Here is a 22142-nt window from a genome sequence, read left to right as displayed (position 1 = left end):
AGACCGGGCGCACGCCATTACTGCCTCGGGCACAACGATGCCCACCGATCCGTTGGGGAATTTGCAAATGTCGGTCGAGACAGCAATCAAGGCGGATGTCGTCTCGATCGACGATATCCTGTCGCACACCGTCCAAACCCGCTCGGTGACGGACGCCAAGATCGCCAGAATTCGTGCCGTGACGGGCCGGCTGCGCATGCTGGCCCTCAACGCCATGATCGAGGCGACCCAGGCCGGCTCCAACGGCCGCGGCTTCGCCGTCGTCGCCAACGAGGTGCGCGGCATCTCGACCGAGGTCGAGGCGCTGTCCGGCGACCTCGCCAAGGAACTGGTCGGCGAGATCGCACTGCTCGAAACCATGACGCGCCGGATGGCGACCGAGGCGCGCGGCTCCCGCCTGCTCGACCTCGCGCTCAATGCCATCGAACTGATCGATCGAAACCTCTACGAGCGGACCTGCGACGTCCGCTGGTGGGCGACCGACTCGGCCGTCGTCGACTGCCTGTCGGCGCCGTCCGAGGCGGCGGAGGCCTTCGCTTCCAGCCGGCTCGGCGTCATCCTCGACGCCTACACGGTCTATCTCGACATCTGGCTCTGCGATCTCAACGGTCGCGTGGTCGCCAACGGTCGCCCGGGCCGGTATTCGGTCGCGGGACGCTCGGTCGCCGACCGGCCGTGGTTCGCGGCCGCGCAGCGCCTGCGCGACGGCAACGAATACACCGTCGCCGATATCGCGACCGAGAGCAGCCTCGCGGGCGCCCAGGTCGCGACCTATGCCACCGGCGTGCGCGCCGGTGGCCAAGCCGACGGCAAGCTGCTCGGCATCCTCGCCGTCCATTTCGATTGGGAACCGCAGGCGCGCACCATCGTCGAAGGCGTTCGGCTCAGCGACGACGAGAAGAAGAAGACCCGCGTGCTGCTGACCGATCGCAGCGGCCGCATCATCGCCGCGTCGGACGGCCAGGGCATCCTGCGCGAGACGCTGCGCCTCGACACCGGCGGCAAGGCCTTCGGCTTCTACCCGACCCCGCAAGGCGACCTGATCGCCTTCCACCACACGCCCGGCTACGAGACCTATCGCGGCCTCGGCTGGCACGGCGTCATCGTGCAGAAGCCGTGAGATCGAGACCGGGGCCTGCCGAGGCTCCGGCGCCCCGCCACCGTCGAGCGTCGGTTCTGCTCAGCCCCCGGCGATCAGCCGTTCCGCCGCCGCGCGCCTCGTCGGTGATCACCGCGCCCGACAGCATGCGCGCGATCTCCTCGCGACGGGCCGGGGTCTCCAGCGGCGCGACATGCGTGCGGACGCGCTCCTCCGCGCCGTCCGGCACGGCTTCTTTCGAGATGAGCAGATGCGAGGCCGCGCGCGCGGCGACCTGCGGCGCATGGGTGACCGAAATGACCTGAACGCGTTCGGCGAGGCGCGCCAGCCGCTGGCCGATCGCCTGCGCCACCGCGCCGCCAACGCCGGTGTCGATCTCGTCGAACACCAGCGTCGGCGCCGAACCGCGATCGGCGAGCGAGACCTTGAGCGCCAGCAGGAAGCGTGAGAGTTCGCCGCCCGAGGCGACCTTCATCATCGGTCCCGGTCGTGTGCCGGGATTGGTCTGCACCCAGAACTCGACCGTGTCGACGCCCTCCGGACCGGCGTCCCGTGCATCGGCGCGGCGCTCGACGATGAAGCGCGCGCGCTCCAGCTTCAGCGCCGGCAGTTCGGCATGGACCGCCGTCTCCAGCGCCTCGGCGACCTCGCCGCGGCGTCTGGTCAGGACGCCGGCCGCGCGCGTATAGGCGGCCTCGGCCTCGGCCAGCGCCTTGTCGAGCTTGACCAGCTTGTCCTCGCCCTGATCGAGATCGGCGAGGCTCGCGCCGAGCTTTTCACGCAGGTGGACGAGACCGTCGACCGGAACGTTGTGCTTGCGCGCCGCCGCCCGGAGCGCGAACAGGCGCTCCTCGGTCTTCTCCAGCACGCGCGGATCGTAGGCCGTCGAGCGCAGCGCCACCTCCAGCGCCGAGCGCGCCTCCTCGAGCGCATCGACCGCCAGTGCGAGCGGCTTCACCGCGCCGTCGAGCAGCTCCGGCGCCGCCGCCGCCTTGCGCTCCAGACGGCGCAGCAGCCCCGCCGCGGCCGTGATCGGCGAGGCCCCTCCGGAGAGGGCATCGACCGCCTCGGAAATGTCGCCAGCGACCTTCTCGGCCTGCTGCATCTGGTGGCGCAGGGTCGCGAGCTCGGTCTCCTCGCCCTCGGCTGGCTTCAGCTTGTCGAGCTCGTCGAGCGAGGCGCGCAGATAGTCCGCCTCCCGGCGCGCCGCCTCGATGCGCGCGGCCAGGCCGTCGCGCTCCTTGAGCGCCTTGCGCCAGACGCCCCAGGCGGCCGCCACCGCCGCCCGCTCGGGCTCGAGCCCACCGAAGGCATCGAGCAGCCGCCGATGCTCGCGCTCGTCCACGAGCGCGCGGTCGTCGTGCTGGCCGTGGATCTCGACCAGCCGCGCGCCGAGATCGCGCAGCAGCGTGGCGCTGACCGGCTGGTCGTTCAGGAAGGCGCGCGTGCGGCCGTCGCCGGTCTGCACGCGGCGCAGGATCAGGTCACCCTCGGCGTCGATCTCGTTCTCGGCCAGGAACCGGCGCGCGGGGTGATCGCCGGCGACGTCGAACACCGCGACGACCTGCCCCTGCCCCGCCCCATGGCGCACGAGCCCTGCGTCGCCACGCCCGCCGAGCGCCAGCGACAGGGAATCGAGCAGGATCGACTTGCCCGCGCCGGTCTCGCCCGTGAGGACGGTCAGGCCGCGCGCAAAGTCGATCTCGAGCCGTTCGATCAGAACGATGTCACGGATCGAAAGGGCGACGAGCATGGCGTCCGAGCGATTCTCCAGAGGATGGACATGCGTCTTCTAGCACGAAGACACGACAGAACGGAACAGGAACTTGCGACCGCGTCGCACTGTCGTCGCCCGAGCCTGCCCGAGACGACTGCGGCGCCCGAACGGGCGCCGCGGCCTCGACGATCCGCCTGTCTCAGAGGACCTTGAAGCCCTTGAAGGTCTGCGAGATCCAGCTCGAGGTGTTCTCGCTCGGCTCGTAGCCACCCTGCTTCAGGAGCGCGTAGCTGTCCTTGTACCACTGGCTGTCCGGGTAGTTGTGCCCGAGCACGGCCGCGGCGGTCTGCGCCTCGTTGGTCACGCCGAGCGCGTAGTAGCACTCGACCAGACGCGACAGCGCCTCCTCGACGTGGCGGGTTGTCTGGTACTCCGACACGACCGTCTTGAAGCGGTTGATCGCGGCCAGATACTGCTTCTTCGTCAGATAGTAGCGGCCGACCTCCATCTCCTTGCCGGCGAGCTGGTCACGCGTGATCTCCAGCTTGCGGCGCGCATCCTGCGCATAAGGCGAGGTCGGGTACTTCTGGACCAGCTCGTTGTAGGCCTGCGAGGCCTTGGCGGTCATGTCCTGATCGCGGCTCACGTCCGGGATCTGGCGGAAGTAGGCTTCGGCGATCAGATACTGCGCGTAAGCCGCATCCGGGCTGCCCGGATAGAGCGTCAGGAACCGGCGGCCGGCCGTGATCGTGTCGGTATAGGCGCCACGCTCGAAGTTGGTATAGGCCTGCATCAGCACGGCCTTCTTCGCCCATTCCGAATAGGGATGCGCGCGGTCGACGTCCTCGAACTTCTTGACCGCGTCGGCGCGCTTGCCCGCCGCCTGCGCCGCCAGAGCCTGATTGTACATCTGCTCGGCCGGCGTGTTGTCGATCTTCAGATCGTCGGTGTCGTTGGAGGCGCAGCCGGCGACGAGCCCCGCCGTCACGAAGGCCCCGGCCATGGCGCCGCGACGCATGAAGCGAGCCATGGCGGCGACGAAACCGAGACCGGCGCGCGAGACCGAGCCGATGCGGCCCTTGGCAAAATCGAAAGTCGTCAAACTCACCACCCGCTCGATCGAAGTCGGAACATCGAAGCCGCAGAAACCGGACCGGTCGCCCGCGAGAAACCGGCCATGTTCTAGAGCATGATCGGGCTCGATGGAACCATCAAAGCCGCGAACCACGCCCGGAGAGATCCGGCCACCCGGTCGGCCGCGCCGCATCCGACACGACCTCGGCCGGCGCGCGACACGAATTTCGCCACCGTCGCCCTCTTGGTGGCGACGCTTTGGTCCGAATTTGTGGCGGCGATGCGTCCGCGGCCACACCCGCGTCCCGCCGTGACATCTGTGCCGCCCACGGCCGACGCCGGTCGCCACCGCCTCCCTGACCGGCGCAACGCCGCACCGACGGAAAAGCCCCGCCGAAGCGGGGCTTTCGAACGAGCGAGATGCCGTCGGGCCGATCAGGCCGAAACCGTGCGACCGACCGCGGCCTTGGTCACCGGCGCCTCGCGGCGGCCCGGCACCGCGTCGACCAGCGCCCAGGCGGTCTCGTCGGAGAACAGCGCCTGCAGCGCCAGGAAGTTGAGCCGATGGCCGCCGCGATACGAGCGGAACAGGCCCATGATCGGCGCGCCGGACAGCGCGATGTCGCCGATCGCGTCGAGCGTCTTGTGGCGGGCGAACTCGTCGGCCCAGCGCAGACCCTCGGGGTTCAACACCCGATCGTCCTTGATGGCGACCGAATTCTCCAGGCTGGAGCCGCGGCAGAGGCCGAGCGGCAGCAGCTTCTCGAGATCCTTGACGAAGCCGAAGGTGCGGGCGCGGGCGATATCGCGCGCGAAGGTCTCCGGCGTCAGGTCGATCGCGCAGGTCTGGCGGCCGATCAGCGCGGTCGGGAAATCGATGGTGACTTCATAGCGCGAGCCGTTGTGCGGCCTGAGCTCGGCCCAGCCGGCGCCCTGCTCGACGCGGATCGGCTTCAGCACCTTTACATAGCGGCGGCGTGCGGCCTGCGTGATGGTGCCGACCTGCTCGATCGCCTCGACGAAGGCGATCGACGAGCCGTCCATGACCGGCACCTCGTCGCCGTCGATCTCGACCGTGACATTGTCGATGCCGAGGCCGCGCAGCGCGGCCATCAGGTGTTCGATCGTCGCGATGGTCGCCTTGGCGGGGTCGCCGATGACCGTGCAGAGTTCGGTGGCACCGACCGACTTCCAGGTCGCCTTGATCTCGACGTCGCGCCCGGTCGGCAGTTCGGTGCGGATGAAAACGATACCGGTATCGGGATCGGCCGGAGACAGAGTGACGGAGACGCGCTTCCCGCTGTGGACACCGATGCCCACGAGCCGGACGACATCGCCGATCGTGGTCTGGAAGCTGGCCCCGGCTCTTACCATTATCGTCACCTGCGTGGCCTCTGCGAACATCCCACGCCGGCGTTCGTTCCGGCGGAGGTATCGGGAGGCGATCGTCGGGTCGTTTCGCGTCTCCTCGGCCGAGAAGGCCAGAGGTGGCGGCCGGACCTGCCCGCTGGGTTCCGACGAGTGGAAGGTAGTCCGCCACACCGCCAGCACAAAATCACACTGTCTTACGGTTTGTTACATCCTGCGGTCACAGGTAAACAATTGATTAACCACGGAATTTCAGAGGAACGCGAAACAATTCGGCCCGGGTATCGAAACACCCGGGCCGAGATCTGTCACAGAGCAATTCCGCTAGGGAATCGAGTCGATTCTCAGTTCGCCTGCCGGCGCAGGAACGCCGGGATCTCGAGCTGATCGTCCTCGGCCGCGGCGCGCGCCTGCGGCGCCGGACGGCCGTGCGGGTCGAGCTGGCCGGCGGCCGGACGATAGTCCTGCGTCGGCTGGCGCTGCGGCTGGGCTACCGGTCGCTTGGCGAATTCCTGGTGCCCGGCCTGCTGAAAGCTCGTATCGCGCGACTGATGAAAGCCGGGCTCCCGCTGCACCGGGGCCTCCTCTTCCTCCTTGCGGCCGAAGCCGACGGCGAGCCGCTTCAGGAGGCTCATCGGGCGACGCTCGTCCTCATGGGCCGCCTCGGCCGGATTGGCCGGCGCCATCTGGCGCTGCGCGATCGGCGGGAACTCGTCGATCTGCGGCACGCGCGCCTGCGGCATGCGCGGGTCGACCGGACGCTCGGCCGCCGGCGGGATGTAGGGACGACGCTCGACCATCGGCTCCTCGACCGGCGCATGCTGCTCGATCTCCTGGATCGGGTCGGCATGGTGGTAGTCGGCCGGGGCCGGCATGTAGCTCTCGATCATGACGGCCGGATCCTGCGGCGCCGGCATCGGCTCCGGGATCGCGATCTCGCGCTCGATGCGGGCCTCTTCGGCCTGCTTGGCCGCGGCCGCGGCCGCCTCGGCGCGACGGATCGCGGCGAGTTCCTCGGCGCGGGCCTGGGTCAGCGAGGCGGTCGAGGGTGCCGCGGTGCGGATCTCGACGCGCGCCGGCTCCGGCTTGGCGACGGTGCGCAGGCGCTGGGTCAGCTCGGCCATGCGGGCTTCCGCCGGCGACGAGACATGCTCCTGCATCTCCTGATCGATGCCGGTCGCGACGACCGACACGCGCACGACGCCTTCGAGCGCGTCATCGAAAGTGGCGCCGAGGATGATGTTGGCGTCCGGATCGACTTCCTCGCGGATGCGGGTCGCGGCCTCGTCGACCTCGAACAGGGTCAGGTCCTTGCCGCCCGAGATCGAGATCAGCACGCCGCGCGCGCCCTTCATCGAGGTCTCGTCGAGCAGCGGATTGGCGATCGCCGCCTCGGCCGCCTGCAGGGCGCGCTTCTCGCCGGACGACTCGCCCGTGCCCATCATCGCCTTGCCCATGCCGCGCATGATCGAGCGGACGTCGGCGAAGTCGAGGTTGATCAGGCCTTCCTTGACCATGAGGTCGGTGATGCAGGCGACGCCCGAGTAGAGCACCTGGTCGGCGAGCGCGAAGGCGTCGGCGAAGGTGGTGCGCTCGTTGGCGATCCGGAACAGGTTCTGGTTCGGGATCACGATCAGCGTGTCGACACACTGCTGCAGCTCGGTGATGCCCGCTTCCGCCGTGCGCATGCGACGGGCGCCCTCGAACTGGAAGGGCTTGGTGACGACGCCGACCGTGAGGATTCCCATTTCACGCGCCGCCCGCGCGACGACCGGAGCGGCACCCGTGCCGGTGCCGCCACCCATGCCGGCCGTGATGAAGACCATGTGGGCGCCCGAGAGGTGGTCGTTGATCTCGTCGATCACCTCCTCCGCGGCCGCGCGGCCGACTTCCGGCATCGAGCCGGCGCCGAGGCCCTCGGTGACCGCCACGCCCATCTGGATGATGCGCTCGGCCTTCGACAGCGACAGGGCCTGGGCATCGGTGTTCGCCACGACGAAGTCGACACCCTTGAGACCGGCCTGGATCATGTTGTTGACCGCGTTGCCGCCGGCGCCGCCGGTGCCGAACACGGTGATCCGCGGCTTGAGCTCCCGAATGTCGGGCATCTTCAGATTCAAAGTCATGGCTGCCTCACGTTGTCGGCCCGCGGTCGTCGGCGGGGTCTTCCGGTCTTCGTTGTTGTCGACCGAGGCCCCGAAGGACCCCGACCTGCTCTTTTGCGGACCGCGGGTCCGCCGGAACTCGAAACTCGAAACTCGGGGCTTGCGCCCGTTACGCTGTCGCCCTCGGCCGGGGGATCACCAACTGTCCCTCAGCCATTGGCCGATCTTGGCGATCCGCCCGCCGGTGCCGGTCATCAGCCGGCGGCTGCGGCGCTGATCGAACTGCTCGATCTGCGCCACCTGCGGGTAGATCAGAAGCCCCACCGCCGCCGCATAGGCCGGCCCCTTGGCCGCCTGCGGCAGCCCGGCGATGCCGAGCGGCCGGCCGAGCCGGACATTGCGGCCGAGGATGCGCCGGGCGACCTCGACGAGGCCCGTCAGCTGGCTGGCGCCGCCGGTCAGCACGACGCGGCGCCCGACCCGGCCGGCGAAGCCGGAGGCCGCGAGCCGGTCGCGCACCAGTTCGAGGGTCTCCTCGATGCGCGGGCGGATGATGCGGGTCAGCGCGCCGCGCGGCACGTTGACAATGTCGTGGGTGTCCTCGCCGACCGCCGGCACGCCGATGATCTCGTGATCGTCAGAGGAGGCGGCGAGCGCCGTGCCGTGCAGCGTCTTGATCCGTTCGGCGTCGGCAAGCCGGGTCGACAGGCCGCGCGCGATGTCCATCGTCACGTGGTGGCCGCCGATCGCGACCGCGTCCACATGGCAGAAGGCGCCATCGGCGAACACCGCCATCGAGGTCGTGCCGCCACCCATGTCGACGAGCGCGACGCCGAGATCCGCCTCGTCATCGACCAGCGTCGACAGGCCCGACGCATAGGGCGTCGCGACGATGGTCTCGACTTCGAGATGGCAGCGGTTGACGGCGAGTTCGAGGTTGCGGATCGGAGCCGTGTCCGCCGTCACCACATGCATGTCGACCGCGAGCTTCTTGCCGAGCATACCGCGCGGATCCCTGATGCCCCGCGAACCGTCGAGCGCGTATCCGATCGGCAGCGAGTGCACGAGCGACCGATCGTCGGTCACCGAATGCGAGCCGCCCGCCGAGAGCACGCGCTGGATATCCGCCTCGTCCACCTCGAGACCGGCCACGTCGACGCTGGCCCGGAACACCTCCGAGCGCGGCCGGCCGGCCGTGATGTTGAGGATAAGCGATTCGATGGTCAGACCCGCCATGCGTTCGGCCGCATCGACGGCCAGCCGGATCGACTGCTCGGCCTCGTCGAGGTCGATGACCGTGCCCGACTTCATGCCGCGGGCGCGCTGCATGCCGTAGCCGAGCACGGCGAGATCATGCGTGCGGCCCGGCAGCACCTTGTCCGGCGCGCGCGGGCTCAGCCGGGCGATCAGGCAGGTCACCTTCGACGAGCCGACGTCGAGGACGGAAACGACCGTCGGCCGCCGGTGTGACAGCGGCCGCATGCGCGGAACGATATTCGGATCGGAGGGAGGCCGTCTCATGTGTCGGTCCCCCTCTTCTTCGGCATGCGTGCCTTGTTCATCTCCTTGCGCTGCTCGGCAGCGGCATCGGAGAGGCGCACGAACAGCTTGTCGGCCGCGCGCACATCGACCGCGACGATGTCGCGATCGAGCAGGCGCTTGGTCGCCTGCAATTGCGCGACCCGCGCCAGCGCGGCCTTGGGATCCTCCTCGGGCAGGCGGATCTCGACGCCCTCGACCGTGACCAGGTTCCAGCGCCGTTCGGCCACCAGCACCGCGGCACGCACCCGCGACCGGATCGACGGAGCGGAGGCCATCAGATCGACGGCCTCTTCGGCGCGCGCATTGGCGCCCGTGCCGACCACCAGCGGCAGCGCGGTATGGCGGGCGAGGATCGTCTCCGACATCACCGCGCCGGTGCGGTCGACGACCTTGAGCCGGCCGTCGTCCTGCCACAGCGCGAAGGGCAGCCGCTCGTTGAGGCTGACCACGATGCGGTGGGGATAGAGCTTCTTGACCGAGACGTCGGAGACCCACGGGATCTCCGCCACGCGCTGCCGGGCGCGCTCGACGTCGAGCATCATCAGCGAGGACTGCGCGGTGACGTCGATGCGGTCGACGATCTCGGTCGAGTCGGACTCGGCGAGCCCCTGGATCTCGATCGACTGGACCCGGAAGCCGGCCGCCGCGGTCAGCGCCTCGGCGGTCGGCCGCCAGTCGCCGGAGAGCGCCATGCCGTAGCCGACCCAGGCGCCGAGGAAGCCGAGCGCGGCATAGGTGCCGGACATCGGACGGACATGGCGGGCGTAGTCGTCGACCGCGTGGAGCCAGCGACGGAACGTGCGGATGAGACGTCCCGGGCGGAAGCCCCGATCGGGACCTCCCTCCTGGAACGACGCCCCGCGCCGTCGCCTGTGCCCCACTAACGATCGCAACTCGCGTCCTCCACCATCCAGGTCACCAGAGCCTCGAAAGAAATGCCCGCATGAGCGGCCATTTCCGGCACCAGCGACGTCGCCGTCATGCCCGGCTGCGTGTTCATTTCGAGGCAGTACAGCGCACCATCGCCGTCGCCCGAATCATCGAATCGAAAGTCGGCCCGGGAAACGCCGCGGCAACCGATCGCCGCATAGGCCTTCTCCGCCAGCATTTGGACGGTTTGGTAAATATTTGGTTTAAGCGCCGCCGGAAGGACGTGCCGCGAGCCCCCCGGCGCGTATTTCGAATCGAAGTCGTAGAAGGCCTGCCCCTGCGGAACCACTTCGATGATATCGAGCGCCTTGCCGCCCATCACGCCGACGGTGAGCTCGCGCCCGGGGATGTAGGTCTCGACCATCACGATGTCGCCGTAGGGCCAGTCGTCGCGCAGGAGCTCCTGCGGGGGATGGCTGCGATCGGCCGAGACGATGATCACGCCGAAGGACGACCCCTGCGCCACCGGCTTCACCACATAGGGCGGCGGCAGCACGTGCTCCTTGGCGGCCTCGAAACGGCTGGTGACCACGGCTTCGGCGACCGGGATGCCCTCGGCCTTGAAGACGAGCTTGGCCTTTTCCTTGTTCATCGCCAGGCCCGAGGCGAGGATGCCGGAGTGGGTGTAGGGGATGCGCAGCGTCTCCAGCATGCCCTGCATGGCGCCGCCTTCGCCCCAGGGGCCATGCAGCGCATTGAAGGCGACATCCGGCTTCAGCGCGGCGAGCGTGTTCATCACGTCGCGGTCGACGTCGAGCCGGGTGACCTGGAAGCCCGCCCGCTCGAGCGCGCCGGCGCAGGCCTCGCCCGACCTGAGGCTCACCGGCCGCTCCGGATCCCATCCGCCCATCAGAACCGCGACGTGCTTCGTCATTTCGTTTGTCCCCGATCTTCTTGTCCGGCTCCACGCGACGGTGGCCCGGATTCGACAAAGGCCGACGTCCCCGACGCCGGCCTTCCCGCATTACGCTTCACGAATTCCGATGCGCCCGCATTGCCCGAACGACCGTTCGACCGATGCCCGAAGGGGGGTGGAACCCGGCTCACCCATGCGGCCGGCCGACAGCCCACTCCGGCATCACGACATTTGAGGTCCGAGACCGAACAGCCGGCCGGGAGCCGACCCGCGCGCCCCGCGAATCACCCCGTAGACCAACCGTTACGGAAGATTGTGGCGGCGTCACTGCCAAAAGCGGGCCCACGGGCGCGCCTTGCCGGATCGGTCGCGCCCGTCCTGCCTCACGCCCCGAGGAACGGCTCCACGGCGCGCCCGGCGGCGAACCGGCCGAAGCGCTTGATCTCCCACTCGAGCTGCACGCCGGACGTCTCGAGCACCCGCGCGCGCACCGTCTCGCCGAGCAGTTCGATGTCGTAGGCGGTGGCATCGCCGGTGTTGATCAGGAAGTTGCAGTGCATCTCCGAGACCTGCGCGCCGCCAACGCGGAAACCGCGCATGCCGGCCGCGTCGACGAGCTTCCAGGCCGACTGTCCGGGCGGGTTCTTGAAGGTCGAGCCGCCGGTCTTCGACCGGATCGGCTGCGCGGTCTCGCGATGCTCGGTGACGGCCGCCATCTGCGTCTCGATCTCGGCCTTGTCGGCCGCGACGCCCTCGAACACGGCCGAGGTGAAGATCAGGTCGCCCGGTGCGGAACAATGCCGATAGGCATAGCCCATATCCGCATTGGCGAAGACATGGACCTCGCCGCGCCGGTCGATGGCGCGGACCTCGACCACCCGCTGGCTGGTGTCCCCGCCATTGGCCCCGGCATTCATCCGGAGCGCGCCGCCGATGCCGCCGGGAATGCCGAAATAGAACGCGAAGCCGCCGAGACCGAAGTCGAGCGCAGCCTTCGCCACCTGCTTGTCGGGCGCCGCGGCGCCGACCCGGATGCGCGTCTCGCCGACCCGCTCGATCGCACCGAAGCCGCGCATCGGCAGCCGGATCGCCACGCCCGGTACGCCGCCCTCGCGGATCAGCGAGTTCGAGCCGAGGCCGATCGTCATGACCGGCACGTCCTCGGGCAGCGCCCTCAGGAACGTCGCGAGATCGTCCTCGTCGGCCGGCTGGAACAGCGTCTCGACCGCGCCGCCGACGCGGAACCAGGTCACCTCGCCGAGCGCGAAATCGCCCGTGATCGCCCCGCGCACGCCGGGGATCGCCGACGGATCGAACGTCGTGACGCTCGCGCTCACGCCCGCGTTCCCTGATCGGAGAACGCGGCGAGCTGCTTCGGCAACGCGTAAGCCCACTGCGTGATGTTGCCGGCGCCGAGGAACACGACATAGTCGCCCGGCTTGGCAAAATCCTTCACGAGCCCGGCGATCTGGTCCGGGCTCTCGAGCGGGATCACGTTGCGGTGGCCGCGCGCGCAGACCGCCGACCAGCGCATCGCGGCTCGCGCCGGGGATCGGCGCCTCGCCGGCGGCGTAGACGTCCGACACGACGACCATGTCGGCGTCGTTGAACGCCTGGCAGAACTCCTCGAACAGGCTCGCCAACCGCGAATAGCGATGCGGCTGCATGACCGCGACGACGCGGCCGCCCTTGCCCTCGCCGGTGACGGCCGAGCGCGCCGCCTTGAGCACGGCCATGATCTCGACCGGATGGTGGCCGTAGTCGTCGAACACCTGCACGCCGTTCCACTCGCCGGTCAGCGTGAAGCGCCGCTTCACGCCGGTGAAGGCGGCGAGCCCCTTGCGGATCGCCTCCGGCGCGATGCCGAGCTGATCGGCGACCGCGATCGCGGCGGTGGCGTTGGCGATGTTGTGGATGCCCGGCATGTTGACGACGAGGTCGCGAATGTCCTTCTCGGTGCCGGTGACGCGGTCGCGGATGTGCACCGAGAAGCGCGAGGCGCGGCCTTCCGGCACCACGTCCATATAGCGGATGTCGGCCTGCGGATTGGTGCCGTAGGTCACGATCCGCCGGTCCTCGATCTTGCCGACCAGCGCCTGCACCTCCGGGTGGTCGAGGCACATGACCGCGAAGCCGTAGAAGGGCACGTTCTCGACGAACTGCTTGAACGCCTCCTTCGCCTTGTCGAACGTGCCGTAGTGATCGAGATGCTCGGGGTCGATGTTGGTCACGACCGCGACATCCGCCGGCAGCTTGACGAAGGAGCCGTCGGACTCGTCGGACTCGACCACCATCCACTGGCCGCCGCCGAGCCGGGCGTTGGTGCCGTAGGCGTTGATGATGCCGCCGTTGATCACGGTCGGGTCGAGCCCGCCGGCATCGAGCAACGCCGCGACCATCGAGGTCGTCGTGGTCTTGCCATGCGTGCCGCCGACGGCGACCGCCTGCTTGAAGCGCATCAGCTCGGCGAGCATCTCCGCGCGCCGCACGACCGGCAGCAGGCGCGCGCGCGCCGCGACCAGTTCCGGATTGTCGCGTCGGATCGCCGAGGAGACGACAACGACGCGCGCCTCGCCGAGATTGGCCCCGTCATGCCCGATCGCGACCGGGATGCCCTTCTCGCGCAGCCGCTGGACATTGTAATTGTCCGCGACGTCGGAGCCCTGCACCTTGAAGCCGAGCGTGTGCAGCACCTCGGCGATCCCGCTCATCCCGATCCCGCCGATCCCGACGAAGTGCACCGGACCGATGGTGGAAGGCATTTTCATGGGCGGGACATCCTTGGTTCTATGATTCGTATCTGCGCGCTTCGTAGCAATATCGAGCGCGTCAGGACAGGGATACGCCGAAACTGAGTGGATGGGACCTCAGCGCCCGGTCGATCGTCACCAATTTCAGGCCGTCAGCATGGCAGATCGACAGGAGCAGACGATCGAACGGATCGCGCGTCGGCGGTTCGGGATCGAAGGGCGCCACGACATGGCGCGCTTCGATCGGCAGGATGGAGATGCCGATTTCGACAAAGAACTCGGCCAGATCGTCTGGCCGGAGCCGCATGTTCAGCTTGCCCGCACGCCACTTGATAGCGATTTCCCAGATGCTGGCTACGCTGGCATAGGGCTCGACCCGGCTGTCGCCGACAATACGCTCCACAGCAGGTCCGAGTGACGGAAGTCGATCATCGACGAACGCCAACAAGATGTGCGTGTCGAGCAGGAGTTTCATTTCCCCGGATCGAGGAGCGTCAGGAACTCCTCCTCCGAGATAGGATCGTCGAACGTCTCGGGATCCCACGAGAATACGCTGCCCTCGATGCCCCGGCGGCGCTTGGCCGCTTCCACCGCCGCGCGGCTCAAGCCGCCTGCACCCCGATGCGGCACGAGATCCGCCACCGGCTTGCCGTCGCGCGTCAACACGATCGTCTCGCCGCCGGCCACGCGTTCGGCGAGTTCCCCGAGGTGCTTCTCCGCTTCGTCGATCGAAACCTTGGTCATGCATTGAGCTAGGCACAGAGCCGCGACCCTGTAAAGCGCCGGGCCTCAACGCCCCCGCGCAGCCGCCTCGACCACATCCGCGAGCCGCACGACCGCATCCGGGCGCCCTTGCGCGCGGGCTGCGGCGGCGGCGCGGACGAGCTCGTCCGGCGCGGCCATGAAGCGCTCGATCGCCTGCGCCAGCACCGCGGGCGTCAGCGTCGCCTGCGGCATGGTCCAGCCGCCGCCGGCGGCCTCCAACACGCGGGCATTGGCCGCCTGGTCCTGGTCGAGCAGGCCCGGCAGCGGCACCATCAGTGCCGGCCGGCCGATGACCGCCAGTTCCGTCACTGACGAGGCCCCGGAGCGGCACAGCACCAGATGGCTGTCGGCGATGCGGCGCGGCAGATCGACGAAGAACGGCGCCACCTCGGCCGTGACGCCGGCTTGCGCGTAGGCCGTCTCGACGCCGGCCAGATCCTCCGCGCGCGCCTGCTGCACGATCGCAAGCCGAGCCCGGATCTCGGGCGTCAGGAGCGCAATCGCCGGCGGCACCAGTTCGGAGAAGAACCGCGCACCCTGGCTGCCGCCGAAGACGAGAAGCTTCAACACCCCGCCCGGCACCGGCGCCTCATAGGGGATGGCGGCCGCCTCGATCACCATCGGGCGGACCGGGTTGCCGGTCAGCACCGCCTTGGCCGCGCGGTCGCCGATGAGATCGGTCGCCTCGAACGACAGCGCGATCTTCGACACCCCGCCGGCGAGCGCGCGATTGGCGCGGCCCATGACGGCGTTCTGCTCATGGAGCACGGTCGGCACGCCGCAGACACGCGCTGCCACGAGCGGCGGAAACGTCGGATAGCCGCCGAAGCCGACGACCGCCTTCGGCTTCAAGCGGCGCATCAGCCCGAGCGCCTGAAGAAACCCGCGGCCGAGCCGGACGGCGAAGCGCATCAGCGAGACCGGATCGCGACCCCGCACCGTCTCCGACGACACGATATGGATCTCGGCGGCCGGAAAGGCGCGGCCGTATTTGTCGGCGCGATGGTCGGTGGCGAGATGCACGGTGAAGCCGCGCCGGCCGAGTTCGACCGCTAGGGATTCAGCCGGAAACAGGTGGCCGCCGGTGCCCCCGGCGGCGAGCAGGATCGTGTCGGCCATGCCTTGCTTGAATCCTCTCAGGCCGCCTGCGCTTCGACATAGGGGCGGGCATGGATCGGCGGCGCGATACGGGTCGCCTGCGCGCGCCGGCGGGTCAGGGCGATCAGCGCGCCCATCTCGAAGGCGATCGCGAGAAGCGACGAGCCGCCATAGGAGATGAACGGCAGCGTCATGCCCTTGGCCGGCATGAGCTGCAGGTTCACCGCCATGTTGATGCCCGACTGCACGCCGATCAGCACCACGAGGCCGACGATCGCGTAGCGGATGAACGGATCCTCCTCGCGGTTCGCATGCCAGAGGCCACGGAACACGATGAAGGCGAACACGGCCGCGAGCACCGCGCAGGTGATGATGCCGTATTCCTCGCCGACCACGGCGAAGATGTAGTCGGTATGGCTATCCGGCAGCATGCGCTTGACCGTGCCCTCGCCCGGACCCCGGCCGAACCAGCCACCGCTCAGGAAACTGTCGTGCGCCTGCTGGGCCTGGAAGTCGCCGGCGCTCTTCGGCTGGCCGGGAATGGCCTTGCCTTCGCCGCGGATCTTCTCGAGGAAGTGGTTCACGCGGCTCGTCACGTGCGGCACGAACATATAGGCCGCATAGAGACCGCCGCCGGCGACGCCGAGGCCGACCATCACCCAGAACAGCGGCATGCCCGCCACGAAGAACACCGCCGCCCAGGCGCTCGCCGTGAGCAGCGTCTGGCCGATGTCCGGCTGCGCGATCAGGAGCGCCAGCACGACCGCGAGCAGCAGCGTCGCGAAGATATGGCCGGGAATCTCCGGCCGGCGCTGACGATCGGCGAACAGCCACGCCACCACGATGATGAAGGCCGGCTTCACGAACTCGGACGGCTGCACCGACATGCCGGCGAGCGTGATCCAGCGCCGCGCGCCCTTGACCTCCTGACCGATGAACAGCGTCGCGACCAACATCAAGACGCCGATGCCGAACATGACCAGCGCCGTGCGCCGGATCGCGCGCGGCGACAGGAAGGTCACGCCGATCATGACCGGCAGCGCCAGCGCGAAGAAGAACATGTGGCGTTTGACGAAATAGAAGCTGTCGGCGACGCCGATGCGCTCGGCGACCGGCGGGCTCGCCGCGAAGGACAGGACCAGACCGCCGATCAGCAGCACGATGCCTGCGGCGATCAGGCTGCGGTCGACCGTCCACCACCATTCCGCGAAGTTCGAGCGATCCGTGCGCGTGATCATGGCCGCTGGTCCCCTCTCCGCCTCACGCCCCCGGCCCGACCGGCGCCACGCCCGGGATCGCCCGGACGAGGTCGCGGAAATGGTCGCCGCGGACTTCGAAGTTCTTGAACTGGTCGTAGGAGGCGCAGGCCGGCGACAGGAGCACCACCGGCTCGGCCGCATCATCCGCCTGCGCATCGCGCGTCGCGTCCTCGAGCGCCGTCGCGATCGTGCCGGAGCGCTCGAAGGGCACCTCCCCCTCGAGTGTCGCGGCGAATTCCTCCGTCGCGGCGCCGACGAGATAGGCCTTGGCGACCTTCGGGAAGAACCGCTCGAGCGTGGTGATGCCGCCGGACTTCGGCTTGCCGCCGGCGATCCAGTAGATCCGCTCGAAGCTCGCCAACGCCTGCGCGGTCGAATCCGCGTTGGTCGCCTTCGAATCGTTCACGAACAGCACGTGGTTCAGCCGGCCGACCTGCTCCATGCGATGCGCAAGGCCGGGAAAGGTCCTCAACCCGGCCATGATCGTGCGCACGTCGACGCCGAGCGCGCGCACGGCAGCGACCGCTGCGGCGGCGTTCTGGCCGTTGTGTGCACCGCGCAGCGAGCCGATGCCGCCGAGATCGCCGACCACCGTCGCCGACCCGGTCGAGGCCTCGACCAGATGGCCGTGATCGAAATAGACGCCCGCCGCAAGTGGCCGCCGGTTCGAAACCCGGACGACCCTGCCCCCGCGCTGCTCGATCCGGTCGGCGATCGCGGCCGACAGGCTGTCGTCGACGCCGACCACCGCCGTCTCGGCCGCCGCGACCAGCCGCTCCTTGATCGCGGCGTAATTGGCCATCGTGCCGTGCCTGTCGAGATGATCTTCCGACAGGTTCAGATGGATGCCGACGGTCGGATCGAGGCTCGGAGCGAGATCGATCTGGAACGATGAGCACTCGATCACGTAATGCCGGCCCGGCTGCAGCGGCTTCAGGCCGAGCACGGCCGGGCCGATGTTGCCGCCGATCTCGACGTCGCGGCCCGCGTGGCGCAACAGATGCACGATCAGCGCCGTGGTGGTCGACTTGCCGTTGGTGCCGGTGATGGCGACGAACGGCGCCGACGGGCAGACCGCCCGGCGCTCGATCGCGAACAGTTCGATGTCGCCGATCACCTTGACGCCGTGTTCGGCCGCGAGCGCGACCGTCCAGTGCGGCTTCGGATGGGTGAGAGGCACGCCCGGCGCCAGCACGAGCGCGGCGAGCGACGCCCAGCCGATGCCCTCCAGATGCTCGACCGGGATGCCGCGCTTGGCCGCCACCGCGCGCGCGGCCTCGCCGTCGTCCCAGGCGACGACGTCCGCGCCGCCGGCGATCAGCGCCTCGGCCGTCGCAAGGCCCGAGCCGCCGAGCCCGAACACCGCCACGCGCCTGCCGCGAAAACTCTCGACCGGGATCATCGGCTCACCTCAGCTTCAGCGTGGCGAGGCCGAGGAGGGCGAGCACGACGGAGATGATCCAGAACCGGATCACCACCTGCGGCTCCTTCCAGCCGAGCTGTTCGAAATGGTGATGGATCGGCGCCATCTTGAACACGCGCTTGCCGGTCAGCTTGAAGCTCGCGACCTGGATGATCACCGAGGCGGCCTCGAGCACGAACAGGCCGCCGACGATGGCTAGCACCATTTCGTGCTTGGTCGCGACCGCGACCGTGCCGAGCAGGCCGCCGAGCGCGAGCGACCCGGTATCGCCCATGAAGATCGCCGCCGGCGGCGCGTTGAACCACAGGAAGCCGAGCCCCGCACCGATCACCGCGCCAAGGATGACCGCGAGTTCGCCGGTGCCCGGCACGTGGTTGATGATCAGATATTCGGCGAAGACCGCGTTGCCGGAGAGATAGGCGATCAGGCCGAAGGTGCCCGACGCGATCATCACCGGCACGATCGCCAGCCCATCGAGCCCGTCAGTCAGGTTGACCGCATTGCCGGCACCGACCACGACGACGGCGCCGAAGATGATGAAGAACCAGCCGAGATTGAGCAGCAGGTCCTTGAAGAACGGAAACGCCACCGAGGTCGAGAACGGCGCGCGGCCGACATGAACCATGGCCCAGACCGCGACGCCGGCGACCAGGAACTCGAGCGCCAGCCGCTGCTTGCCCGAGAAGCCGCGATGCGACTGCTTGGTGACCTTCAAATAGTCGTCGTAGAAGCCGATCGCGCCGAAGCCGAGCGTGACCAAGAGCACGGTCCAGACGTAGGGGTTGGTCAGGTTCGCCCACAGCAGTGTCGAGACGATGAGCCCGGACAGGATCATCAGTCCGCCCATGGTCGGCGTGCCCTTCTTGGTCAGAAGGTGCGTCGCCGGGCCGTCCTCGCGGATCGGCTGGCCTTTGCCCTGCTTGACCCTCAGCGTGTTGATGATCGCCGGACCGAACAGGAACACGAAGGCGAGCGCCGTCAGCACCGCGCCGCCGGTGCGGAACGTGATGTACCGGAAGATCCGGAAGAAGTTCAGGGTCACGACCTTGTCGGCCAGTTCGCCCAAGAGATAGAGCATCTGAGATCCCCGGAACGGACGGGCCCACCACGAGACCCGGCACGTTCTGCCCGCGTTTTCGACTGAACCCGCCTCACCTGCGCTTGCGCGCCGGCGCGACGCTCTACTCCAAAGCAAGGACCGGTTGAAGCCTCCGCTGCGGCATTCGCCCGCCGGAAGCGACCGTGATCCTCAAAGATCTTCCGTGACGGCCACCGTCGAGGCGAACCGTGCTTTCAGCGCCTCGACCAGCGAGCCCATGCGGCTGCCGTTCGAGCCCTTGACCATCACCGCGTCGCCCGGCTGGATCGAGGCGATCAGCGTCGCCTCCAGATCCTTGGCCGTCGGCGCCCAGGCGCCCTGCCGGTCGCAGGGCAGCTCGACCCACAGCGCGTGCATGAGCGGACCGGCGAGATAGATCCGGTCGATGCCGGCCGCGGTCAGCGGGCCGGCGAGGTCGGCGTGCAGTTCCTCGCCCTTGTCGCCGAGTTCGAGCATGTCGCCGAGCACGGCGATGCGCCGGCCGCGGAACCCGACCGCCGACTGGCCGAGCACCGCGATCGCCGCGCGCATCGAGGCCGGGTTGGCGTTGTAGCTCTCGTCGATCAGCGTCGCCTCGCCGTGCGGCAGGTGCAGCGTATGGCGGGCGCCGCGTCCCTTCGGTGCCGCGACCTCGCCGAGCGCCATCGCCGCGCGAGCGAGATCGCCGCCGAGCAGGTCGACGGCGGCCAGCACCGCAAGCGAGTTGAGCACGACATGCCGGCCGGGCGCGCCGACCTTGAACGTCACCGGATGGCCGAGCACGGTTGCCCGCGCGGTCGAGCAGTCCGGATGCAGCGACACCGCCTGGAGCCGAACCTCGTTGTCCGCGCCTTCGCCGAAGCGGATGATCCGTCCGGCGCCGGTCCGGTAGGCGGCCGCGGTCAGGATCGGCGTGTAGGGGATGTCGCCGTTGATGATCGCCGCGCCGCCGGGCTCCAGCCCTTCGAAGATTTCGGCCTTGGCGCGCGCGATCGACTCGACACTGTCGAAATGCTCCAGATGCACCGGAGCGACCTTGGTGACGATCGCCACATGCGGCCTGACCATCTTGGTCAGCGGCCGGATCTCGCCGGCGTGGTTCATGCCGATCTCGAACACGCCGAAGTCGGCATCGGCCGGCATGCGCGCCAGCGTCAGCGGCACGCCCCAGTGATTGTTGTAGGAGGCGACCGAGGCATGCACCTTGCCGGAGGTCGACAGCGCGACCCGCAAGGCCTCCTTGGTCGAGGTCTTGCCGACCGACCCGGTCACCGCAACGATCCGCGCCCGGCTGCGCGCCCGGGCCGCACGGGCGAGCCGGCGCAACGCATCGAACACGTCGTCGACCACGACATAGCGGCCGTCGACGGGACAGCCGGGGAACTTCTCCTCCGACACGACCGCCAGCGCGGCGCCGTTGCCGAGCGCGGCGGCGACGAACTCGTGTCCGTCGCGGGCCTCGCCCTGGATGGCGAAGAACGCGTCGCCCGCACCGAGGCTGCGGCTGTCGATCGAGATGCCGTCGATACGGTCCGGCACCGCGCCGACGGTCCAGCCCTCGCAGGCGGCGACGAAATCGGTGAGGGTCCAGAGCGGCAGGCCAGTCATGGGTGGGTCTCCGTGGTGCCGGCGCGCGCGGCGAGCGCGGCTCTCACGGCCTCGTGATCGGAAAAGGGAAGCACGGTCTGGCCGACGATCTGGCCGGTTTCATGACCCTTGCCGGCGACGAGCAGGACATCGCCGGGCCCGAGTCGGTCGACGCCCGCGCGGATCGCCGCCGCGCGGTCGCCGATCTCGATCGCGCCGGGCGCCGCGGCCATGATCTGGCGGCGGATCGCGGCGGCATCCTCGCTGCGCGGGTTGTCGTCGGTCACGATCGCGATATCGGCGAGCCGCGTCGCGATCTCGCCCATGATGGGCCGCTTGCCGGGATCGCGATCGCCGCCGCAGCCGAACACGACGACGAGCCGGCCACGCGTATAGGGTCGCAAGGCCTCGATCGCCTTTTCGAGCGCGTCGGGCTTGTGCGCGTAGTCGACGAAGGCCGGCGCTCCCTCGGCCGTGGTACCGACCAGATCGAGCCGCCCCGGCGCGCCTTCGAGCGTCTCGAGCGCGGCGAGCGCGGCCTTCGGATCGACGCCGCAGCCGATTGCAAGCCCCGCCGCGACCAGCGCATTGGAGACCTGGAACGTGCCGAGCAGCGGCAGCCGAACGGCGATCTCGCCCACTGTCGTCGCGATCACCAGACGCTGCGCGGTCGCCTCCGGCTCGACCGAGACCAGCCGCACCGCATCGCCGGCGCGGCCGACGGCGAGGACCGGGTGCCCGGCACCGCGCGCGACCGCGATCGCGCGCTCGCCCCACGGCGTGTCGGCGTCGATCACCGCCGCGCGGCCCTTGGGCAGAAGATCGGTGAACAGCCGCATCTTGGCGCTGAAGTAATCCTCGACGGTCGGATGATAATCGAGGTGATCGCGCGACAGGTTGGTGAACGCCGCCGCCGACAGGCGGACACCGTCGAGCCGGTGCTGGTCGAGCCCGTGCGACGACGCTTCCAGCGCGACATGGCTCACCTGTTCCTCGGTCGCCAGATCCGACAGCCACCGATGCAGATCGACCGGATCGGGCGTGGTCAGGCTGCCATAGGTCTCGCCCTTCGGGCTGACGATGCCGACCGTGCCGATCGAGGCGGCGCGAAAACCCGCGAAGGCGAAGATCTGGCGCGTGAAGGCGGCGACCGAGGTCTTGCCGCTTGTGCCGGTGACGGCGGCGATCGTCGCCGGCTGGGCGGGAAACAGCGCGGCCGCGAGCAGCGCCAGCGCCCGGCGCGGCTCGGCGACCCGGACGACCGGGACCGACACTTCGCCAATCGCCGCGGCCTCGCCGGCCACCACCGCGACCGCCCCTTCGCCACCGCATCGGCGACGAAACGCGCCCCGTCGGCCTTGGTGCCGGCGAGCGCGACGAAGACCGCGCCGGCGGCGACCTTACGGCTGTCCGCGGTGACGGCGGTCACCTCCGGATCGGCCGAGGGCGGCACGGCGTCGATCGATCGTGCGAGGGCGGAGAGCCTCATGA

The 22142-nt window shown here is 69.2% G+C and carries 16 protein-coding genes and 2 pseudogenes; 1 reads left to right on the top strand and 17 read right to left on the bottom strand.

Features of this window, described 5'->3' with window-relative positions:
• Positions 1 to 67 precede the first annotated feature (67 nt).
• Complete coding sequence (locus tag ABS361_02855; protein XBY45246.1) at positions 68 to 1120, top strand: methyl-accepting chemotaxis protein; 1053 nt, start codon at positions 68 to 70, stop codon at positions 1118 to 1120.
• Here the strand turns inward: ABS361_02855 and recN are convergent.
• The 17 genes and pseudogenes from recN to ABS361_02770 form a co-directional block, all read right to left on the bottom strand.
• A complete protein-coding gene (recN, locus tag ABS361_02850) occupies positions 1101 to 2852 on the bottom strand; it encodes a DNA repair protein RecN (protein XBY45245.1) in 1752 nt (583 codons plus the stop codon). The two genes, ABS361_02855 and recN, sit on opposite strands and share 20 nt — an antisense overlap.
• A 163-nt stretch (positions 2853 to 3015) precedes the next feature.
• Positions 3016 to 3819: an outer membrane protein assembly factor BamD gene (locus ABS361_02845; protein XBY46789.1), complete on the bottom strand. Its 804-nt coding sequence runs from the start codon at positions 3817 to 3819 to the stop codon at positions 3016 to 3018.
• A 506-nt stretch (positions 3820 to 4325) separates the two neighbouring features.
• A complete protein-coding gene (gene lpxC, locus ABS361_02840; GenBank protein XBY45244.1) occupies positions 4326 to 5264 on the bottom strand; it encodes a UDP-3-O-acyl-N-acetylglucosamine deacetylase in 939 nt (312 codons plus the stop codon).
• Between the two features lie 338 nt (positions 5265 to 5602).
• Positions 5603 to 7384 carry a cell division protein FtsZ gene (gene ftsZ, locus ABS361_02835; protein ID XBY45243.1) on the bottom strand — a complete coding sequence of 594 codons (1782 nt, stop codon included), beginning with the start codon at positions 7382 to 7384 and terminating at the stop codon, positions 5603 to 5605.
• A 174-nt stretch (positions 7385 to 7558) separates the two neighbouring features.
• Positions 7559 to 8845, bottom strand: coding sequence for a cell division protein FtsA (ftsA, locus tag ABS361_02830; protein ID XBY45242.1), 1287 nt, complete (start codon positions 8843 to 8845; stop codon positions 7559 to 7561).
• 35 nt (positions 8846 to 8880) lie between these two features.
• A complete protein-coding gene (locus ABS361_02825; protein ID XBY45241.1) occupies positions 8881 to 9651 on the bottom strand; it encodes a cell division protein FtsQ/DivIB in 771 nt (256 codons plus the stop codon).
• Between the two features lie 134 nt (positions 9652 to 9785).
• Complete coding sequence (locus ABS361_02820) at positions 9786 to 10709, bottom strand: D-alanine--D-alanine ligase (protein XBY45240.1); 924 nt, start codon at positions 10707 to 10709, stop codon at positions 9786 to 9788.
• Between the two features lie 365 nt (positions 10710 to 11074).
• Positions 11075 to 11983 carry a UDP-N-acetylmuramate dehydrogenase gene (gene murB / locus ABS361_02815; GenBank protein XBY46788.1) on the bottom strand — a complete coding sequence of 303 codons (909 nt, stop codon included), beginning with the start codon at positions 11981 to 11983 and terminating at the stop codon, positions 11075 to 11077.
• A 41-nt stretch (positions 11984 to 12024) separates the two neighbouring features.
• Positions 12025 to 13459 (bottom strand): annotated as a pseudogene (gene murC, locus ABS361_02810) (UDP-N-acetylmuramate--L-alanine ligase).
• 61 nt (positions 13460 to 13520) lie between these two features.
• Complete coding sequence (locus tag ABS361_02805; GenBank protein XBY45239.1) at positions 13521 to 13916, bottom strand: type II toxin-antitoxin system VapC family toxin; 396 nt, start codon at positions 13914 to 13916, stop codon at positions 13521 to 13523.
• On the bottom strand, positions 13913 to 14185 hold the full coding sequence (locus ABS361_02800; GenBank protein ID XBY45238.1) for a type II toxin-antitoxin system prevent-host-death family antitoxin: 273 nt from the start codon (positions 14183 to 14185) through the stop codon (positions 13913 to 13915). Before ABS361_02800 ends, ABS361_02805 begins: the two co-directional genes overlap by 4 nt.
• Positions 14186 to 14230: 45 nt before the next feature.
• Positions 14231 to 15325, bottom strand: a complete 1095-nt coding sequence (locus ABS361_02795; protein XBY45237.1) for a UDP-N-acetylglucosamine--N-acetylmuramyl-(pentapeptide) pyrophosphoryl-undecaprenol N-acetylglucosamine transferase — start codon at positions 15323 to 15325, stop codon at positions 14231 to 14233.
• A 17-nt stretch (positions 15326 to 15342) separates the two neighbouring features.
• Positions 15343 to 16542, bottom strand: a complete 1200-nt coding sequence (gene ftsW / locus ABS361_02790; GenBank protein XBY45236.1) for a putative lipid II flippase FtsW — start codon at positions 16540 to 16542, stop codon at positions 15343 to 15345.
• A gap of 22 nt (positions 16543 to 16564) precedes the next feature.
• Positions 16565 to 17965, bottom strand: a complete 1401-nt coding sequence (gene murD / locus ABS361_02785; protein ID XBY45235.1) for a UDP-N-acetylmuramoyl-L-alanine--D-glutamate ligase — start codon at positions 17963 to 17965, stop codon at positions 16565 to 16567.
• 4 nt (positions 17966 to 17969) lie between these two features.
• Positions 17970 to 19064, bottom strand: a complete 1095-nt coding sequence (gene mraY, locus ABS361_02780; GenBank protein XBY45234.1) for a phospho-N-acetylmuramoyl-pentapeptide-transferase — start codon at positions 19062 to 19064, stop codon at positions 17970 to 17972.
• A 171-nt stretch (positions 19065 to 19235) separates the two neighbouring features.
• Entirely contained in the window at positions 19236 to 20672 is a 1437-nt protein-coding gene (locus ABS361_02775) for a UDP-N-acetylmuramoylalanyl-D-glutamyl-2,6-diaminopimelate--D-alanyl-D-alanine ligase (GenBank protein ID XBY45233.1), read from the bottom strand.
• Positions 20669 to 22140: pseudogene (locus ABS361_02770) on the bottom strand (UDP-N-acetylmuramoyl-L-alanyl-D-glutamate--2,6-diaminopimelate ligase). Before ABS361_02770 ends, ABS361_02775 begins: the two are co-directional and overlap by 4 nt.
• Positions 22141 to 22142 lie beyond the last annotated feature (2 nt).

It is taken from the genome of Ancalomicrobiaceae bacterium S20, from assembly GCA_040269895.1.
In the GTDB taxonomy this organism is placed as follows: Bacteria; Pseudomonadota; Alphaproteobacteria; order Rhizobiales; family Ancalomicrobiaceae; genus Methyloraptor; species Methyloraptor flagellatus.
This window is presented reverse-complemented; position numbering and strand designations above follow the sequence as displayed.

Coding starts and splice junctions, on each gene's coding strand:
- ABS361_02855 (XBY45246.1), top strand. CDS start 68: ATGTCGGTCGAGACAGCAATCAAGGCGGATGTCGTCTCGATCGACGAT.
- recN (XBY45245.1), bottom strand. CDS start 2,852: ATGCTCGTCGCCCTTTCGATCCGTGACATCGTTCTGATCGAACGGCTC.
- ABS361_02845 (XBY46789.1), bottom strand. CDS start 3,819: ATGGCCGGGGCCTTCGTGACGGCGGGGCTCGTCGCCGGCTGCGCCTCC.
- lpxC (XBY45244.1), bottom strand. CDS start 5,264: ATGGTAAGAGCCGGGGCCAGCTTCCAGACCACGATCGGCGATGTCGTC.
- ftsZ (XBY45243.1), bottom strand. CDS start 7,384: ATGACTTTGAATCTGAAGATGCCCGACATTCGGGAGCTCAAGCCGCGG.
- ftsA (XBY45242.1), bottom strand. CDS start 8,845: ATGCGGCCGCTGTCACACCGGCGGCCGACGGTCGTTTCCGTCCTCGAC.
- ABS361_02825 (XBY45241.1), bottom strand. CDS start 9,651: ATGTCCGGCACCTATGCCGCGCTCGGCTTCCTCGGCGCCTGGGTCGGC.
- ABS361_02820 (XBY45240.1), bottom strand. CDS start 10,709: ATGACGAAGCACGTCGCGGTTCTGATGGGCGGATGGGATCCGGAGCGG.
- ABS361_02805 (XBY45239.1), bottom strand. CDS start 13,916: ATGAAACTCCTGCTCGACACGCACATCTTGTTGGCGTTCGTCGATGAT.
- ABS361_02800 (XBY45238.1), bottom strand. CDS start 14,185: ATGACCAAGGTTTCGATCGACGAAGCGGAGAAGCACCTCGGGGAACTC.
- ABS361_02795 (XBY45237.1), bottom strand. CDS start 15,325: ATGGCCGACACGATCCTGCTCGCCGCCGGGGGCACCGGCGGCCACCTG.
- ftsW (XBY45236.1), bottom strand. CDS start 16,542: ATGATCACGCGCACGGATCGCTCGAACTTCGCGGAATGGTGGTGGACG.
- murD (XBY45235.1), bottom strand. CDS start 17,965: ATGATCCCGGTCGAGAGTTTTCGCGGCAGGCGCGTGGCGGTGTTCGGG.
- mraY (XBY45234.1), bottom strand. CDS start 19,064: ATGCTCTATCTCTTGGGCGAACTGGCCGACAAGGTCGTGACCCTGAAC.
- ABS361_02775 (XBY45233.1), bottom strand. CDS start 20,672: ATGACTGGCCTGCCGCTCTGGACCCTCACCGATTTCGTCGCCGCCTGC.